The sequence below is a fragment of the Mesorhizobium sp. B2-3-10 genome (genome assembly GCF_006442275.1).
Taxonomy (GTDB): domain Bacteria; phylum Pseudomonadota; class Alphaproteobacteria; order Rhizobiales; family Rhizobiaceae; genus Mesorhizobium; species Mesorhizobium australicum.
In genome coordinates this window covers 182,450-197,554 of record NZ_VFVT01000002.1, presented here as the reverse complement: position 1 = coordinate 197,554, position 15,105 = coordinate 182,450, and the positions used below count along the sequence as shown (strand labels likewise).

At 61.8% G+C, this 15,105-nt stretch carries 17 protein-coding genes and 3 tRNA genes; 12 read left to right on the top strand and 8 right to left on the bottom strand.

Features of this window, described 5'->3' with window-relative positions:
• Both FJ943_RS07540 and FJ943_RS07535 read right to left on the bottom strand, forming a co-directional pair.
• Positions 1-861 carry an ABC transporter permease gene (locus tag FJ943_RS07540; protein ID WP_140616913.1) on the bottom strand — a complete coding sequence of 287 codons (861 nt, stop codon included), beginning with the start codon at positions 859-861 and terminating at the stop codon, positions 1-3.
• 12 nt (positions 862-873) lie between these two features.
• Entirely contained in the window at positions 874-1,959 is a 1,086-nt protein-coding gene (locus FJ943_RS07535; RefSeq protein ID WP_140720546.1) for a spermidine/putrescine ABC transporter substrate-binding protein, read from the bottom strand.
• 91 nt (positions 1,960-2,050) lie between these two features.
• Here FJ943_RS07535 and FJ943_RS07530 point away from each other — a divergent pair, with 91 nt between their 5' ends.
• The gene (locus tag FJ943_RS07530) at positions 2,051-2,665 is read left to right on the top strand and encodes a TetR/AcrR family transcriptional regulator (RefSeq protein WP_140616911.1); all 615 of its coding nucleotides are present in this window, start codon (positions 2,051-2,053) and stop codon (positions 2,663-2,665) included.
• Positions 2,666-2,792: 127 nt separating this feature from the next.
• Positions 2,793-3,362: a DUF2569 family protein gene (locus tag FJ943_RS07525; RefSeq protein ID WP_015318011.1), complete on the top strand. Its 570-nt coding sequence runs from the start codon at positions 2,793-2,795 to the stop codon at positions 3,360-3,362.
• Positions 3,363-3,462: 100 nt separating this feature from the next.
• Here FJ943_RS07525 and FJ943_RS07520 read toward each other — a convergent pair.
• Positions 3,463-3,538, bottom strand: a tRNA-Thr gene (locus FJ943_RS07520).
• Positions 3,539-3,694: 156 nt separating this feature from the next.
• Here FJ943_RS07520 and FJ943_RS07515 point away from each other — a divergent pair.
• From FJ943_RS07515 to FJ943_RS07505, 3 genes are all read left to right on the top strand, one after another.
• Positions 3,695-3,862 carry a hypothetical protein gene (locus FJ943_RS07515; protein ID WP_015318010.1) on the top strand — a complete coding sequence of 56 codons (168 nt, stop codon included), beginning with the start codon at positions 3,695-3,697 and terminating at the stop codon, positions 3,860-3,862.
• 193 nt (positions 3,863-4,055) lie between these two features.
• Positions 4,056-4,280, top strand: coding sequence for a hypothetical protein (locus FJ943_RS07510; RefSeq protein WP_015318009.1), 225 nt, complete (start codon positions 4,056-4,058; stop codon positions 4,278-4,280).
• Between the two features lie 290 nt (positions 4,281-4,570).
• Positions 4,571-4,876, top strand: coding sequence for a BA14K family protein (locus tag FJ943_RS07505; RefSeq protein ID WP_140720544.1), 306 nt, complete (start codon positions 4,571-4,573; stop codon positions 4,874-4,876).
• 67 nt (positions 4,877-4,943) lie between these two features.
• Here FJ943_RS07505 and FJ943_RS07500 read toward each other — a convergent pair whose 3' ends face one another.
• Positions 4,944-5,366, bottom strand: a complete 423-nt coding sequence (locus tag FJ943_RS07500) for a hypothetical protein (RefSeq protein WP_140720542.1) — start codon at positions 5,364-5,366, stop codon at positions 4,944-4,946.
• Positions 5,367-5,467: 101 nt separating this feature from the next.
• A complete protein-coding gene (gene bhcR, locus FJ943_RS07495) occupies positions 5,468-6,289 on the bottom strand; it encodes an HTH-type transcriptional regulator BhcR (protein ID WP_023773060.1) in 822 nt (273 codons plus the stop codon).
• Between the two features lie 208 nt (positions 6,290-6,497).
• On the opposite strand from bhcR, the gene gcl reads away from it, so the two are divergent.
• The 3 genes from gcl to FJ943_RS07480 all read left to right on the top strand — a co-directional run bounded on the left by gcl (position 6,498) and on the right by FJ943_RS07480 (position 10,250).
• The gene (gene gcl / locus FJ943_RS07490; protein WP_140720540.1) at positions 6,498-8,279 is read left to right on the top strand and encodes a glyoxylate carboligase; all 1,782 of its coding nucleotides are present in this window, start codon (positions 6,498-6,500) and stop codon (positions 8,277-8,279) included.
• A gap of 172 nt (positions 8,280-8,451) precedes the next feature.
• Positions 8,452-9,249, top strand: a complete 798-nt coding sequence (otnI, locus tag FJ943_RS07485) for a 2-oxo-tetronate isomerase (RefSeq protein ID WP_140717293.1) — start codon at positions 8,452-8,454, stop codon at positions 9,247-9,249.
• An 89-nt stretch (positions 9,250-9,338) separates the two neighbouring features.
• Positions 9,339-10,250, top strand: coding sequence for a 2-hydroxy-3-oxopropionate reductase (locus tag FJ943_RS07480; RefSeq protein WP_140616907.1), 912 nt, complete (start codon positions 9,339-9,341; stop codon positions 10,248-10,250).
• 120 nt (positions 10,251-10,370) lie between these two features.
• On the opposite strand, the gene FJ943_RS07475 is transcribed toward FJ943_RS07480, so the two are convergent.
• On the bottom strand, positions 10,371-11,219 hold the full coding sequence (locus FJ943_RS07475; protein WP_140720538.1) for an RNA methyltransferase: 849 nt from the start codon (positions 11,217-11,219) through the stop codon (positions 10,371-10,373).
• Positions 11,220-11,419: 200 nt separating this feature from the next.
• Here FJ943_RS07475 and FJ943_RS07470 point away from each other — a divergent pair.
• A tRNA-Tyr gene (locus FJ943_RS07470) sits at positions 11,420-11,504 on the top strand.
• 89 nt (positions 11,505-11,593) lie between these two features.
• Positions 11,594-11,667 (top strand) — tRNA-Gly (locus FJ943_RS07465).
• A 78-nt stretch (positions 11,668-11,745) separates the two neighbouring features.
• Here the strand turns inward: FJ943_RS07465 and FJ943_RS07460 are convergent.
• The gene (locus FJ943_RS07460) at positions 11,746-12,210 is read right to left on the bottom strand and encodes a YidB family protein (protein WP_015318001.1); all 465 of its coding nucleotides are present in this window, start codon (positions 12,208-12,210) and stop codon (positions 11,746-11,748) included.
• Between the two features lie 131 nt (positions 12,211-12,341).
• On the opposite strand from FJ943_RS07460, the gene FJ943_RS07455 reads away from it, so the two are divergent.
• Positions 12,342-12,599, top strand: a complete 258-nt coding sequence (locus FJ943_RS07455) for a GlsB/YeaQ/YmgE family stress response membrane protein (RefSeq protein ID WP_015318000.1) — start codon at positions 12,342-12,344, stop codon at positions 12,597-12,599.
• Positions 12,600-12,708: 109 nt separating this feature from the next.
• Here FJ943_RS07455 and FJ943_RS07450 read toward each other — a convergent pair whose 3' ends face one another.
• The gene (locus FJ943_RS07450) at positions 12,709-13,596 is read right to left on the bottom strand and encodes a DMT family transporter (RefSeq protein ID WP_023773054.1); all 888 of its coding nucleotides are present in this window, start codon (positions 13,594-13,596) and stop codon (positions 12,709-12,711) included.
• A gap of 292 nt (positions 13,597-13,888) precedes the next feature.
• Here FJ943_RS07450 and tuf point away from each other — a divergent pair, with 292 nt between their 5' ends.
• A complete protein-coding gene (gene tuf, locus FJ943_RS07445; RefSeq protein ID WP_015317986.1) occupies positions 13,889-15,064 on the top strand; it encodes an elongation factor Tu in 1,176 nt (391 codons plus the stop codon).
• Positions 15,065-15,105 lie beyond the last annotated feature (41 nt).

Below are 15,105 nucleotides of genomic sequence, written 5' to 3'. Positions count from 1 at the left end.
TCAGGTCCGCTCGATCTTTAGCCAGCGGGCGCAGGCGAGATAGGCGATGGTCACGACCGCCATCAGGATGATCGACAGCGCCGAGGCCAATGGAAAATCGCCGCGCCGGCCGATCTGCATCATCACCAGCTGCGGCATCAGAAGCTCGTTGTTCCCGCCGAGGATCTGCGGCGTGATGTAGTCGCCGATGCACAGCACGAAAGTGAGAAAAGCGCCGACCATGATGCCGGGCAAGGTCAATGGCAGGATGACATGCAGGAAGGTGCGCACCGGTCCGGCGCCGAGATCGGCGGCGGCCTTGCGGTAACTGGGGCTGAGCTGCTTCAGATTGGCGAAGATGGTCAGCGTCAAAAGCATGACGAAGAAATGCACGAAGCCTGTGACGGTGGCCAGGCGCGTATTGGCGAGCTGCAGCGGTTCGGAGACCACGCCAATGCCAGTCAGTGCCCGGTTGATGACGCCGTTCTGCGCCAGCACCAGCAGCCAGGAGTAGGAGCGCACGACATAGGAGGTCCAGAACGGCAGCACGGCCAGCATCAGCGCCAGCCGCTGCCAGCGTTCAGGAACCTGTTCGGCCAGAATCCAGGCGAAGGGATAGGCAAGCAGCACGGAAACCACGGTGACGATGGCGGTGACCTGCAGCGAGTTCACCATCGCCTGCCAGTAGGCGGGGTTGGTGAAGAATTGGCTGTAGTTGGACAGGGTGCCCCCGCCGCCCTCCTGCGCGGTGAAGCTCGAAAGCCCCATGGCGACGAAGGGCAGCACGAAGAAGAGAAGCGTCCAGCCAAGTGCCGGTGTGACCAGCGCCCAGGGAAGGGCACGGCCTGTCCGCGCGCCCTCACTGTTTCCCGCGGCGCTCATCAGCGTATCGGCTCACTTGGCCTGCAGCATTTCGGTCCACATATCCTGCATCTTCTTGTCGAGGTCGGCGCTCGGCGCCGGATAGGCCTGCGCACGGGCGAGGAAGCCGGGCTGCTCGTCGAAGCGCAGGACCTTTTTCTGGTCGTCGGTCAATGCGGCCTTGGTGTTGGACGGCATGCCCCAGTAACAGGACGAGGTGGCGAGCCGTGCCTGGCCCTCGGGGCTCAGTATGTACTGGATGAATTTCAGCGCCATGTCCTTGTTCCTGGAATCCTTGAACATGGCGAGCGACTGCGACCACAGCACCGCACCTTCTTTTGGAATGGAAAAGTCCAGCGCCGGGTTTTCCTTGGCCAGCCCTGCCGTCACCCATTCGCCGCCGCCGACCAATATGTCGACCTCGCCGGTCGCCAGCGCCGTCTGGCTGGCGGTGACTTCACCGACCAGCTTGGCATTGGCCTTCATCTTGAGCAGCTCTTCCTTGAGCGCGGGCAGGTCGGCTTCCGTGAGATCGGCCGTCTTCTTGCCGATGGCCAATGCCGCCATGCCGATGACGGGGAGATAATAATCGTAGATGGCGACCTTGCCCTTGTATTTGTCTGATGTCAGCGACGCCAAGGATTGCATGTCCGCCGGATCGACCTTTGTCTTGTTGAAGCCGATCGTGTTGTAGCCGAACTTTTCGGTGATGCCGTAGCGCTTGCCGCCGACAATGGTCGAGCCGTCCATCTTCACCTGCGGGAAGAGGTCGGCGAACGGCAGCTTGTCTTCCGGCAGCGGCTCGAACAGGCTTTTCTCGACGCCGCGCGGCACGTCGATGCTATCGATCACCATCACGTCCCAGTCGCCCGGCTGCGACTGCTCGATGATGGCCAGCCCAGCCCCGGTGCCTTCGAATTCCTTGACGTTGACCTTGACGTTGTTGGCTTCCTCGAAGGGCTGCAGCAGCGCCGGATCGGAATGGTCGCACCAGATCAGCGCGTTGAGATCGGCGGCTTCGGCGAGGCTGCCCGCCGCAAGCAGCAATGCCGTGGCGGCACATGCAGCGTGCATCTGGCGCTTCAGGACGGAAAGCGGATTGCCGGATTTGACGGACATCGAGTGTTCTCCCTTGCCTTTGTGGCTTCTTGCAAAAAATTGAACCAATTCTAAAATTGAGTCAATTCTGTTTTTGTGACAAGAGGCTGATATGAGCGGATTGCGGGCAAGGCAAAAGGCGGATCGACACCGGCGTATCATCGAGGCGGCGGCGGCGCTTTTTCGCGAGGCCGGGTATGAGGGCGCCAAGATCGAGACGATCGCCGCGCAAGCCGAAGTCTCGATCGGCACCATCTACAATTACTACCAGAACAAAGGCGATATTCTCGGCGCCATCGTCTCGATGGAAGTCGACGAGGTGCTCAATGCCGGGCGCGGCGTGGTCGCCCGGCCGCCCGCCAATGTCGGCGACGCCCTGGACACGCTGATCGGCATCTATATCGAGCACTCGCTGCACTATCTCAGCAAGGAGATGTGGCGGCAGGCGATGGCGATCTCGACGCAACTGCCCGACAGCCCGTTCGGCCAGGCTTATACTGGCCTCGACCGCTCGCTCACCGAACAGATCCGCGCGCTGATCGCCCGCCTTCAGGAGATCGGTCTGGTGCGGCAGGATATCGACGGCACGGCACTCGGCGAATTGATCTTCAACAACATGAACATGATGTTCATCGAATTCGTGAAGCGGGATGAAGCCAGGATACCGGAGTTGAGGGCCGCGATACGGCGGCAGAACCGGATATTGGTGGCGGCGATCGGAGTGTGAGGGCGTCAGGAGCAGGCAGGAGAAGTTGTCGCTTCGGCATCGGACGGCGTCTTACGCGATGATTGGCTCTTGAGTTGAGTTTGAAATCTGCTACAACTTATAGGGGTATAAAAAGGGGGAGGGGTAAATGGGGACGTTTTCCATCTGGCATTGGGCGATCGTGCTGCTGCTGATCGGCGTGCCTGTTTTCTTTGCTGTCCGGTCAGCCGCGAAGCCGTCGCAGAATCCTGAGTCACTTGTGGGCTTCGGTGGCTGGCTGATGCTGCTGGCTATCGGTCAGACATTGTCACCGCTGCGCACGCTCGCCGATTTCGGCAATTCCGCCGACGGCTACCAGCAACTCATGACCCTCCCAAACGGCTCTCTGGCTGTGTATGGCGAGGTTGCCCTCAATCTGGCATTTCTGGCGCTTCAGCTGGTGGTGCTGGTTTCAATGCTGCGGCGAAGCCGTCGATTCCCGCAATTGTTTCTCTGCCAATGGTTTGCGATTCCTGTTGTGTTTATCCTGGATACGATCTGGATTTCGTCAATCCTGGGCGTTCCGGTAAACAAGGTGCTCGCAGGCGACGCGCTGGCGGCACCCATGGCTTCGTTTGTGGTGACCAGCATCTGGGCCGCTTATGTCTACAAGTCTGTGAGGGTGAGGAATACGTTCACCAGGACGAACGTGTCGGCCCAAATCGCGAGCGCTTCGTAAATGGTGGTGGCGACGTAATCGCCCTACAAGGGGGTCGGAGGACACTCCTGCGTCTACGGGCTTGGGGTGGCCTGCCACCCGGAGCTCAAAGAGCGTAGGGTGGTGCCCCCGGACGGAATCGAACCGCCGACCTTCGGTTTACAAAACCGCTGCTCTACCAGCTGAGCTACAAGGGCACGGCGCTCCGGTTAGCATATTTGTTGCGCCAGTAAAGACAAAAGTCCATTTTTGGGCATCAGCCGTGGTGGAGGATGCCCGCGCGTCCGCATGCTGAAATCCGCGAACGCGCTTCCTACATCAGGGTAAGTGCAATGCGCTGAACGGAGTGTCGCATGATCAGGCTTGTCATCATTCTCCCTATCGTCGTCGTGGCGTGGATGCTGCTGGTGAAGCTCATCAGCGATGTGAAGAAGGCCAATGTCGACTGGACAGGCGTCACCACCTTCATCGGCTTTATCGCGCTCGCCTTCTGGCTTCGGCATATCACCGGCATGGGCTGAGTGGGGAGTGGGGAGTGGGGAGTGGTGAGTAGTGAGCAATTGCTGCCGGTCATGGCGCGAGCCGGTGCTGCCTACTCAGTTTCGCCAACAGTGCGCCAAAAAAATCTCCAGATCTGTCGAACCTTTCGCCGCGGCGCGCCGACTGATCCTCAGAGGCGAATGGTCGCCTCGATCAGAGATCCAGGAGATCATCATGTTCAAGCGCAGTTTCGTTTCCAGCATCGTCGCCATCGTCGTTGCAACCGGCGCGCTCGCCGGCACCGTTCAGTCTTCGTCGGCTCACGGCATGCATCATCATCATCGTCATTTCGACGACTACCTCTACTACCAGGATTACCCGGACTATCCGGATTACTGGTGGGTCTATGGCCATCACCATCATCGTCATCACCACCACCGCCACATCATCCTCTACTGAGCGCAGCCTGGCGGCTTGATTGAAACCTCCAGCAAAGGGCGGCTTCGGCCGCCCTTTTCTCATCGAACGCGGCGCTTCCAGTCGCCGTCACGGACGATGACCGATCGGCGCAAGGTGCCTGAAGTGCCGGAATGGATGATCAACGCCGGCGAGGGTCGCCACGCCTTTTCAGCCAGCGAATTCCTGCTCTTCGAAAAAATCAAAACCCCGTCGAACCTTTTTCCTTGCCGCAACGACAGATCATCAAGAGGCGGATGGCTCGCCTCTCCAAACGAAGCAAGGAGATCATCATGTTCAAGCGCACACTCGTTTCCGGCCTCATCGCCACCACCGTCGCCGCCACCGCTTTGGTCGGCACCGTCCAGCCCTCTGCTGCCCACTCGCATCACCACGGCCTCGGCATCGGCATCGCCGCCGGCGTCGGCGGTTTCGTTCTCGGCAGCCTGCTTGCCCAGCAGCAGCCGCGCACCGTCTATGTCGAGGAAGATGGCGGTTCCTGGCACGTCCGCCGCTGCTTCGATCGCTACTCCAGCTACGACCCGGACTCCGACACCTATATCGGCCGTGACGGCTACAGCCATTACTGCCGGCTCTGAGCGGCGGCGGGCGACTGGAAAGAGGGGTTGCGAGGCAGCCCCTCTTTGTCGTTTGAAGACCGTCTTTCTAGAGGTGCATCTTCGGGTCGAGGATCGGCAGACCGGCCGCGCGGCAGATGCCGCCAATCTGAAGCCGGGCAACCTCGGTCTCGTCGCCCATCGCGACCAGTTCGAAGCGGCTTGCGGCGTCCGGGTAGACCTTGGCGATGAATGGCTTGTCGCCGACGCCGGATGAGGTTTTGGCATTGACGGTGCCGCAAACCACGATCTCCTCGCGGCCATCAAGCTTTCGCTCGCCTGCGAGCATGGTTCCGAACCTGGCGGAGGCCGAATCCGGCAGCCGCTGGCGGATACCGGCCGTGATGATCTCCTCCAGCGCGAGCGAGATCGGGATGGGATTGACCCGCTGGTCGCCGGTATCGGGTCGTGGTGCCGCCGCCACGCATCCGCACAGCGAAACGGCAAGCAGAAGCTGAACCACTTTCCTCATGCGCGCCCTTTCGCATGCATTCGAACGCGACGGCAAGACGGTCAAATCCCATGCAGCCGGCGGCATGCAGCGATTTTCGGCGCGTCTGGTCTATCCCTTGATCAGCCTGCCTTCGAGCCGCCGATCATTTTCGTCACTTCGGCCGCCGCGTCGCGCACCAGCGGGCCGATCTCGGCCAGCCGCTCGGGCGTGACCCGCACCGTCGGCCCGGACACGGAAACGCCACCGATCGGCTCGCCATACTCGTTGAAGATGGCGGCGGCCACGCATCGCATGCCGGGATGGCGCTCCTCATCGTCGACCGACCAGCCGCGATGCTTGATGACGGCCAGATCGTGTGCGAGGGCGGAGATGTCGGAAAGGGTCTTGTCCGTATAGCGCTGCAGGCCCGCCTTGCGCAGGATGGTTCCGACGCGCTCCGGTTCGAGATGCGCCAGCACCGCCTTGCCGATTCCCGAGGCATGGAAAGGGCTGCGCGTGCCCGGCCGGAAGAAGGCGCGGATCGCCTGGTGCGTCTCGACCTGGTTGACGAAGACCACGCAATCGTCTTCCGCGACGCCGAGATTGGCGGTCTCGCCGGTCTTCTCCATCAGTTCCTGCATGACGATACGGGCGCGGTCGACCAGCTTGCGGCGGCGCAGGAACGCCGCGCCCATGCGGTAGGTCTCGACGCCGATCGACCAGAGCTGGTCCGATGTATCGAACTCGACCATGCCGTGGTTTTCGAGTGTCGTCAGCATGCGGTAGGCGGTGGAGGCGGCAAGCCCGCTCTGCGCCGATATCTCGCTCAGCGACAGGCCGCTGCCTTCCGCGACAATGGCCAGGATACGCAAGGCCCGGTCGAGCGACTGCACCGAGGCAGCTTCGGCCGGACCATTGAAGGCGCGCGGGCGGCCACGCTGACGTTTTTCGCTCGTTTCCATGGGCTGGCATTCTCGACCGTTTCTCCCAACATGCAACGAAAAAGTTTTTCATGAAATTCTCGGTGCAAATCCTGGAAAAGGGAAAAAGAAACACAATCAGATGGTAAGAGCTGTTTTTTAGAAATGAAAAAATATTCTGAAAAAATTGAAAAAGCGCTCGCCCGATGACATCCTTAGCCATCCAACAATCATCTCGTGGAGGCTGGAAATGGCCAGGATGCGCGCTGTCGATGCCGCTGTTCTCGTTCTCGAAAAGGAAGGCATGTCCTGTGCTTTCGGCGTGCCGGGTGCGGCGATCAATCCGCTGTACTCGGCATTGAAGGCGAGGGGCACGATCCGCCATGTCCTTGCCCGCCACGTCGAGGGCGCCTCGCATATGGCCGAAGGCTATACCCGAGCCAAGGCGGGCAATATCGGCCTCTGCATCGGCACATCGGGGCCGGCCGGCACCGATATGATCACCGGGCTCTATTCGGCCACGGCCGATTCCATTCCGATCCTGTGCATCACCGGCCAGGCGCCGCGCGCGCGGCTGAACAAGGAGGATTTCCAGGCTGTCGACATCGCCGCGATCGCTGCGCCCGTCGCCAAATGGGCGGTCACGGTGATGGAGCCCTATCTGGTGCCGATGGCGCTGCAAAAGGCGTTCCATTTGATGCGCTCGTCGCGGCCGGGTCCGGTGCTGATCGACCTGCCGGTCGACGTCCAACTGGCCGAGATCGAGTTCGACATCGATGCCTATCAGCCGCTGACGCCATTCAAGCCGGCGATGACGCGCGCCCAGGCTGAAAAGGCGCTGGCGATGCTCAACGCGGCCGAGAAGCCGCTGATCGTTGCCGGCGGCGGCATCATCAATGCCGACGCGTCCGACCTGTTGATCGAGTTTGCCGAGATCACGGGCGTTCCGGTCATTCCGACGCTGATGGGTTGGGGGGCGATTCCTGACGATCACCGGCTGATGGCCGGCATGTGCGGGCTGCAGACCTCGCACCGCTACGGCAACGCCACCATGCTGGAAGCCGATTTTGTCTTCGGCATCGGCAACCGCTGGGCCAACCGTCACACCGGTTCGGTGGACGTCTACACCAAGGGCAAGAAATTCATCCATGTCGACATCGAGCCCACACAGATCGGCCGTGTCTTCGCCCCCGATCTCGGCGTAGTTTCGGATGCGGGGGCGGCACTGAAGATGCTGCTCGACGTCGCCACCGAGTGGAGGACGGCGGGCAGGCTGCGCGATTGGTCGGGCTGGGCCAGGGAGTGCCAGGGCCGCAAGAAGACGATGAAGCGCAAAACCCACTTCGAACAGGTGCCGCTGAAGCCGCAGCGTGTCTACGAGGAGATGAACAAGGCGTTCGGCCGTGACGTCACCTATGTCACCACCATCGGCCTGTCGCAAATCGCCGGCGCGCAGTTCCTGCATGTCTACAAGCCGCGCAACTGGATCAATTGCGGCCAGGCCGGCCCGCTCGGTTGGACCTTGCCGGCCGCACTCGGCGTGCGCGCCGCCGATCCCGAGCGCACCATAGTGGCGCTTTCGGGCGACTACGACTTCCAGTTCATGATCGAGGAGCTGGCGGTCGGCGCGCAGCACAAGCTGCCCTATATCCACGTGGTCGTGAACAATGCCTATCTCGGCCTCATCCGCCAGGCGCAGCGCGGCTTTTCGATGGACTATGAGGTCAGCCTTGCTTTCGAGAACATCAACCGGGCCGACGATCCGGAGGCGGGCTATGGCGTCGACCATGTCGCCGTCGCCGAGGCAATGGGCTGCAAGGCGGTCAGGGTGCGCAAGCCGGAGGAATTCGCCGGCGCCTTCAAGCAAGCGCAGCGGTTGCTGAAGGAACACCAGGTTCCGGTCGTGCTCGAATTCATTCTCGAACGGGTCACCAACATCTCGATGGGGACCGAGATCGACAAGATCACCGAATTCGAAGACCTTGCCGAACATCAGGAAGACGCGCCCACCGCGATCGTGATGCTGGACTAAGCCATGCTGGTATTCAGGTGAGGCCGGCCTGCAAACGGTGGCTTCCTGCGCTTCCGGTGCTCACGTACGAAAAGTACGCTCCGCTCCGGTTCTCGGAAACCACCATTTTCGACTCGGCCTGACCTGAATCTCAACACGGCTTTGGTTCCAGGCAAGAAAAGGAGAAAAAAGAATGCCGCGTTTTTCAGCCAATCTGTCGATGCTCTTTGGCGAGCATGATTTCCTCGACCGTTTCGATGCCGCCGCCCGCGCCGGCTTCAAGGGGGTCGAATATATCGGCCCTTACGATCATGCGCCCGAGGTGGTCGCCGCCCGACTGAAGAAGAACGGCCTGACGCAGGTGCTGTTCAACCTGCCGGCGGGCGACTGGGCCAACGGCGAGCGTGGCATCGCCGTGCTGCCGGACCGCGTGCCGGAATTCCGCCAGGGCATTGCCAGGGCGATCGCCTACGCGCAGGCACTTGGCTGCGGGCAGGTCAACTGCCTGGCCGGCATCGCGCCAGCCAACGTCGACCGCAAGGTGCTGGAGGATGTCTTTGCCGAGAACCTGGCTTTCGCGGCGGAGAAACTCGACCAAGCCGGCATCAAGCTGCTGATCGAGCCGATCAACACCCGCGATATCCCGGGCTTCTTCCTCAACTACTCCGACCAGGCGCTGGCGCTGATCGACCGCGTCGGCTCGAAGAACCTGTTCCTGCAATATGACATCTACCACATGCAGATCATGGAGGGGGATCTCGCCCGCAAGATCGAGGCAAACCTCGACCGCATCGCGCATATCCAGCTTGCGGACAATCCCGGCCGTCACGAGCCGGGGACGGGCGAGATCAACTATCCCTTCCTCTACGAACATATCGACCGGATTGGTTATGCCGGCTGGATTGGCGCGGAGTACAAGCCGAAGGCAGGGACGGAGGCCGGTCTGGGGTGGTTCAGGGAACTGACCGGGCAGGGAAGTGCTGCCGCTTAGCTGTCAAGAATCTTGCAATTCAGGTCGCGTTCTGTTGCGCCCCCTCTGGGCGTGAAGGAACGCGATCTGACAAAAAACGGAGAGAAGCAATGGAAACCATCGGCTTCATCGGGCTGGGCATCATGGGCGCGCCGATGGCGGGGCATCTGCTGGCGGCCGGCTACAGCGTCATCGCCAGCGACCACCGCTCAAAACCGCCGGCCGATCTCGTCGCCAAGGGTCTGAAGTCGGTCGCCGGCCATGCCGCCGTCGCGAGGGCCGCCGAGATCATCATCCTGATGGTTCCCGACACACCGCAGGTGGCCGATGTGCTGTTCGGCGACAACGGAGTCGCGTCCGGCCTGGCCAAGGGCAAGCTGGTGATCGACATGAGTTCGATCTCGCCGATCGAGACAAAGGACTTCGCGAAAAGGATCAACGATCTCGGTTGCGACTATCTCGACGCGCCGGTTTCCGGCGGCGAGGTCGGTGCCAGGGCGGCTTCGCTTACCATCATGGTCGGTGGTGAGGAACCGGCCTTCGAGCGCGCAAAACCCGTGTTCGAGAAAATGGGCAAGAACATCACTTTGGTCGGACCCAATGGTGTCGGCCAGACCACCAAGGTCGCCAACCAGATCGTCGTCGCGCTGACCATTGAAGCGGTCGCCGAAGCGCTTGTTTTTGCCTCAAAAGCTGGGGCCGACCCAGCCAAGGTCAGGCAGGCGCTGATGGGCGGGCTGGCCGCCTCGCGCATTCTCGAAGTACATGGCGAGCGCATGGTCAAGCGCACCTTCGCGCCGGGCTTTCGCATCGAACTGCACCAGAAGGATCTCAACCTGGCGCTGGAGGGTGCGAAGGCGCTTGGTGTGTCGCTGCCCAACACCTCGACCGCCCAGCAACTGTTCAATTCCTGCGCCGCCAATGGCGGCGCGAAGGAAGATCATTCCGCGCTGGTGAGGGCGCTGGAGCGGATGGCGAATTTCGAAATCGGCAAGGAGGCAAGGGAAATCAAAGCGGCATAGGTCGGAAGAGGGCGGCGTAACGTTCCCAGGCCGTCAACTTCCGTCTTAACCCAGCAACGGGTTCCGGCAAGCATCGCCGGGACCCGTTTTGATTTCTGGCGGGAGGCTTGCCGCTTCCAGTCAGCCGCGCTTCAGAAATGCCCGCGCCGCATAAAGGCTCACCGCCGCCGCGTTCGACACATTGAGCGAGCGGATGGCGCCGGGCATGTCGAGCCTGGCCAGCGTCGTCACCGTCTCGCGCGTCTTCTGCCGCAGGCCCTTGCCCTCGGCGCCGAGCACCAAAGCGATCCTGTCGCCGGCAAAGCTGGTTTCAAGCTCAGCCGGCCCGTCCGAATCGAGCCCGATGGTCTGGAAGCCCGCTTCGTGCAACTGGCCGAGCGCATCGGCGAGGTTCTTCACCTCGACCTGGTCGATATGCTCAAGCGCACCGGAGGCGGATTTTGCCAGCACGCCTGATTCCTGCGGGCTGTGGCGCGCCGTGGTGATCAGCGCGCCAGCACCGAAAGCGACCGCCGAACGCAGGATGGCGCCGACATTGTGCGGGTCGGTGACCTGGTCGAGCACCAGCACCAGCCTTGTGTCGCCAAGTGCGTCGAGGCGCTTGGGCTTCAGCGGCTCGGCCTCGATCAGCACCCCCTGGTGCACAGCGTCCGATCCGGTAATCTTGTCGATGTCCCTGGGTTCGACCAGTTCAGCCTTGAAGGGCAGGGCGGCGAGATCGGTGATCTCGAGCCGTTCGGCCGCATTGCGCGTCGCCAGCATTTTCTTGATCCGGCGGCGCGGATTGTCGAGTGCCGCGCGCACCGTATGCAGGCCATAGAGCCGCACCAGCCCGTCGGCTGCGTTTTCGCCTGGTGGCACTGGTTGCCGTGGCTTGAACGCCGGCACGCCGCCGCTCTTCTCGTCGCGAAAGGCGCGGCGCAGCTTGGCGTAATGGGTGTCTTTGGGGGTGTTGGAATTGTTGCTCATGGCCGGCTTCTATAGCCGTCTCCTCCGGCCAAGGATATGCCCTGTCGCCGCAGCCGGCGAACAACATCGAAAAACCGTGGCCGCGCGGTTGACACCCAATGGGCTTGCCGCCATAAGGCGCTTCGCTGGTTTCGGAGAAGACATCTATCTCGGGTCCGGATCGGCAAGAATGCCTCGTTGCATGGCTCCGGCGGCAGACTGGAGAGGTGCCCGAGTGGTTAAAGGGGACGGACTGTAAATCCGTTGGCTTAGCCTACGTTGGTTCGAATCCAACCCTCTCCACCACTGCCGGCCGGAAGCCCTGAAACGTGAAAGCATCGGAGGCGAAAAGCGCATGGCGCTTTTCCGGGAAATCCGATACTTCAGTGCAAGGCGCGGGTATAGCTCAGTGGTAGAGCAGCAGCCTTCCAAGCTGAATATGCGGGTTCGATTCCCGCTACCCGCTCCAGATTTTCAGCGAAACAACCGGCAAGCCGAAACACTGCGCGGCAGGCGCGCAGCGCTTCAGGCATTGGTGTGCGCCGCGTCAGCTGTTGAAGGCGGAGGCGACCTGGTGCTGTTGCGGTACCTGGCCGTTCGGGGTCAGCTTGTCGACGATGCCGGGCAAGGCGGCCGATAGCTGCTTGAGCAGCTCCTGCTCGTCGAGCCCCGTCCTTTGGGCGATCTCGCGAATGACCTGCGGTCCGATCGCGTTGCCCAACTCATTGGCCCCGATTGACTGGTTCTGCCCGGTGCCGACCCAGGAGTCGGCGACATTGCCATGGCCGGCGTTCTTGAGCTTGTCGAGCAGCCCGCCCAGTCCGCCGAGCAGCCCACCGTCACCGGACGCGGTTCCGACAGGCGTGGGATCGGCGGGCGCCGGCGCTTGAGCCTGGTCCGGCTGTTCGGCGCTTCTGCCGCTCAGCATCTTCCCAACCAGCAGCGCACCGAGCGCGATCATCAGCGGTTTGGTGATATTGCCGCCGGGAACGGCGTTGTCAAAAAGTCCCATAATGGATCCTCCATTTCAACCAAGCCCAGCCCGTCTTCAACAATGGCGCATTCGGGCGGAATTTCAAGCTGGCTTGAGCTTTTGACAATCATATGAAAATGTCCGGTTGGCGGAGGAATGGAGAGGAAAAAATGGGTATCATCAGCTGGATCATTCTCGGCGTCATTGCCGGGTTCATTGGCAGTAAGATCGTCAACAAGACCGGTCAGGGCATGATCATGGATATCGTGCTCGGCATTGTCGGCGCCATTGTCGGCGGGCTGATCTTCAGCGCCTTCGGTGCTTCGGGTGTGACCGGCCTCAACATCTATAGCCTGATCGTCGCCGTCGTGGGTGCCGTCGTGGTGTTGTGGGCCTATCATCAGTTCGCGGGCAAGCGGACCATCTAGACGCGATCGGCGGATTATCGGCTGCCGAATCCTGAATTGCGCTAACCCGCCGTCGGTGCTGACCGCGCTCACGGTATCGGAAACTATTATGCCGGTGCGCCGCCGCGGATCAGGCGACCACGGCCAGCCGACGCTTGCGCTGGTCCAGCGACACGATGGTCAACCCGCTGGCGACAACCAACAGGATGCCGCAGACCGCCAGTGCATTGGGAAATTGCCCGAACACCAGCAGCCCCGAGATGACGGCCCAGACCGTGAAGCAGTAATAGAACGGCGCCACCGCGCCGGTCGGCCCGACGCGATAGGCCATGAAGATGAAGAAGTGGCCGAAGATCAGAAAGAAACCGGCTCCCGCCATCAGCATCAGGTGGTGCGCCTCCGGCGCCACCCAGCGCTCTGAAACCAGATGCGCGGCGCCGGCACCGATCAGGACCACGACGACCGCCGAGATCGCCACGATCATTCCTGGCACTTCGGCGGCGATCTTGCGGCCGGCCAGATCGCGCGCGGCGGCGAACGTCGCGTTGCCGAGCGCCAGCAAGGCATAGACCGAAATGCCTTGCATGGTGGGCTGCGCCACCATCAGCGCGCCGATGAAGCCCAGCCCGATCAGCGCCATGCGTTGGCCGCCGATACGCTCGCCAAACAGGATCGAGGAGCCGACCAGCATCAGCAGCGGCGTGATCTGCCCCAACGCGGTGGAATCGGCGATCTGCATGTTGGCGAGCGCGACGACGTAACAGAGGATCGCCGCCAGTTCGAGGAGGTTCCTGCGCAGCACCCGCCTGTCGAAGATCAGCGGGATCTGCTTGCCGTAGCCGAGCGCAAACAACAGCGGAAGGCCCCACAGCGTTGCCGCGGCACCACGCAGGAAGAGCACTTCGTAGGAGGGCAAACCCGACGTGGCGAGCTTCATCATCGTGTCGTTGACCAGATACGACCCGGTCGAGACGATCATGAACAGCGGGCCGCGAACGGCAGTCGGGATGAAATGCATCGGCGCAGGAAATCAGACGCGGATCGCCGCCGCAATGGGCCATGAACCGCCGATAAATCCGACAGCGACTGACGTGGAGACCTAAGCAATCCTCGCTTTGCTCCCTCGGTTTTCGCCCATTCCATTTTCTACGGCGGATCCCTATATCAGCGCCAATCCCCGCAATCGGATCATGGGTTCTGGCCGAGTGAGATGGCGCCCGGGCAAAAGACGCTTGTGTTTTTTGGCCTTTGTCGCTAATCGCCCCGCATTCGACTGAACTGAAGGTCCAGGCCGTCCAAGGAAAGAGACTATGGCAAAAGGTAAATTCGAGCGCACCAAGCCTCATGTGAACATCGGCACGATTGGTCACGTCGACCATGGCAAGACGTCGCTGACGGCGGCGATCACCAAGTATTTTGGCGAATACAAGCGCTATGACCAGATCGACGCGGCGCCTGAAGAGAAGGCGCGCGGCATCACGATCTCGACGGCTCACGTCGAATACGAGACCGCCAACCGCCACTATGCCCACGTCGACTGCCCCGGCCACGCCGACTATGTGAAGAACATGATCACCGGTGCCGCGCAGATGGACGGCGCGATCCTGGTCGTGTCGGCCGCCGACGGCCCGATGCCGCAGACCCGCGAGCATATCCTGCTGGCCCGTCAGGTCGGCGTGCCGTCGATCGTTGTGTTCCTGAACAAGGTCGACCAGGTCGACGACGCCGAGCTGCTCGAACTGGTCGAGCTCGAGGTTCGCGAACTGCTGTCGAAGAACGAATTCCCCGGCGACGACATTCCGATCGTCAAGGGTTCGGCGCTGGCTGCACTGGAAGATTCGGACAAGAAGATCGGCGAGGACGCGATCCGCGAGCTGATGGCTGCGGTCGACGCCTACATCCCGACGCCGGTTCGTCCGCTCGACAAGCCGTTCCTGATGCCGATCGAGGACGTGTTCTCGATCTCGGGCCGCGGCACGGTCGTCACCGGCCGCGTCGAGCGCGGCGTGGTCAAGGTCGGCGAGGAACTGGAGATCATCGGCATCCGTCCGACGACCAAGACGACCTGCACGGGCGTCGAAATGTTCCGCAAGCTGCTCGACCAGGGCCAGGCTGGCGACAACATCGGCGCGCTGCTGCGCGGCGTTGACCGTGAAGGTGTCGAGCGCGGCCAGGTTCTGGCCAAGCCGGGCACGGTGAAGCCGCACAAGAAGTTCGTGGCCGAAGCCTACATCCTGACCAAGGACGAAGGTGGCCGTCACACGCCGTTCTTCACCAACTACCGTCCGCAGTTCTACTTCCGCACGACCGACGTGACCGGCATCGTGTCGCTGCCGGAAGGCACCGAGATGGTGATGCCCGGCGACAACATCACGGTCGATGTCGAGCTGATCGTGCCGATCGCCATGGAAGAGAAGCTGCGCTTCGCCATCCGTGAAGGCGGCCGCACCGTCGGTGCCGGCATCGTCGTCACCATCAAAGAGTAATCGATCCGGCTGCTGCCGGTCTCGAAAACGAAAGGGCGGTC

What these genes read in the sequence shown, in the direction of transcription:
- FJ943_RS07540 (WP_140616913.1), bottom strand. Translation starts at nt 861, where the DNA reads ATGAGCGCCGCGGGAAACAGTGAGGGCGCGCGGACAGGCCGTGCCCTT.
- FJ943_RS07535 (WP_140720546.1), bottom strand. Translation starts at nt 1,959, where the DNA reads ATGTCCGTCAAATCCGGCAATCCGCTTTCCGTCCTGAAGCGCCAGATG.
- FJ943_RS07530 (WP_140616911.1), top strand. Translation starts at nt 2,051, where the DNA reads ATGAGCGGATTGCGGGCAAGGCAAAAGGCGGATCGACACCGGCGTATC.
- FJ943_RS07525 (WP_015318011.1), top strand. Translation starts at nt 2,793, where the DNA reads ATGGGGACGTTTTCCATCTGGCATTGGGCGATCGTGCTGCTGCTGATC.
- FJ943_RS07515 (WP_015318010.1), top strand. Translation starts at nt 3,695, where the DNA reads ATGATCAGGCTTGTCATCATTCTCCCTATCGTCGTCGTGGCGTGGATG.
- FJ943_RS07510 (WP_015318009.1), top strand. Translation starts at nt 4,056, where the DNA reads ATGTTCAAGCGCAGTTTCGTTTCCAGCATCGTCGCCATCGTCGTTGCA.
- FJ943_RS07505 (WP_140720544.1), top strand. Translation starts at nt 4,571, where the DNA reads ATGTTCAAGCGCACACTCGTTTCCGGCCTCATCGCCACCACCGTCGCC.
- FJ943_RS07500 (WP_140720542.1), bottom strand. Translation starts at nt 5,366, where the DNA reads ATGAGGAAAGTGGTTCAGCTTCTGCTTGCCGTTTCGCTGTGCGGATGC.
- bhcR (WP_023773060.1), bottom strand. Translation starts at nt 6,289, where the DNA reads ATGGAAACGAGCGAAAAACGTCAGCGTGGCCGCCCGCGCGCCTTCAAT.
- gcl (WP_140720540.1), top strand. Translation starts at nt 6,498, where the DNA reads ATGGCCAGGATGCGCGCTGTCGATGCCGCTGTTCTCGTTCTCGAAAAG.
- otnI (WP_140717293.1), top strand. Translation starts at nt 8,452, where the DNA reads ATGCCGCGTTTTTCAGCCAATCTGTCGATGCTCTTTGGCGAGCATGAT.
- FJ943_RS07480 (WP_140616907.1), top strand. Translation starts at nt 9,339, where the DNA reads ATGGAAACCATCGGCTTCATCGGGCTGGGCATCATGGGCGCGCCGATG.
- FJ943_RS07475 (WP_140720538.1), bottom strand. Translation starts at nt 11,219, where the DNA reads ATGAGCAACAATTCCAACACCCCCAAAGACACCCATTACGCCAAGCTG.
- FJ943_RS07460 (WP_015318001.1), bottom strand. Translation starts at nt 12,210, where the DNA reads ATGGGACTTTTTGACAACGCCGTTCCCGGCGGCAATATCACCAAACCG.
- FJ943_RS07455 (WP_015318000.1), top strand. Translation starts at nt 12,342, where the DNA reads ATGGGTATCATCAGCTGGATCATTCTCGGCGTCATTGCCGGGTTCATT.
- FJ943_RS07450 (WP_023773054.1), bottom strand. Translation starts at nt 13,596, where the DNA reads ATGCATTTCATCCCGACTGCCGTTCGCGGCCCGCTGTTCATGATCGTC.
- tuf (WP_015317986.1), top strand. Translation starts at nt 13,889, where the DNA reads ATGGCAAAAGGTAAATTCGAGCGCACCAAGCCTCATGTGAACATCGGC.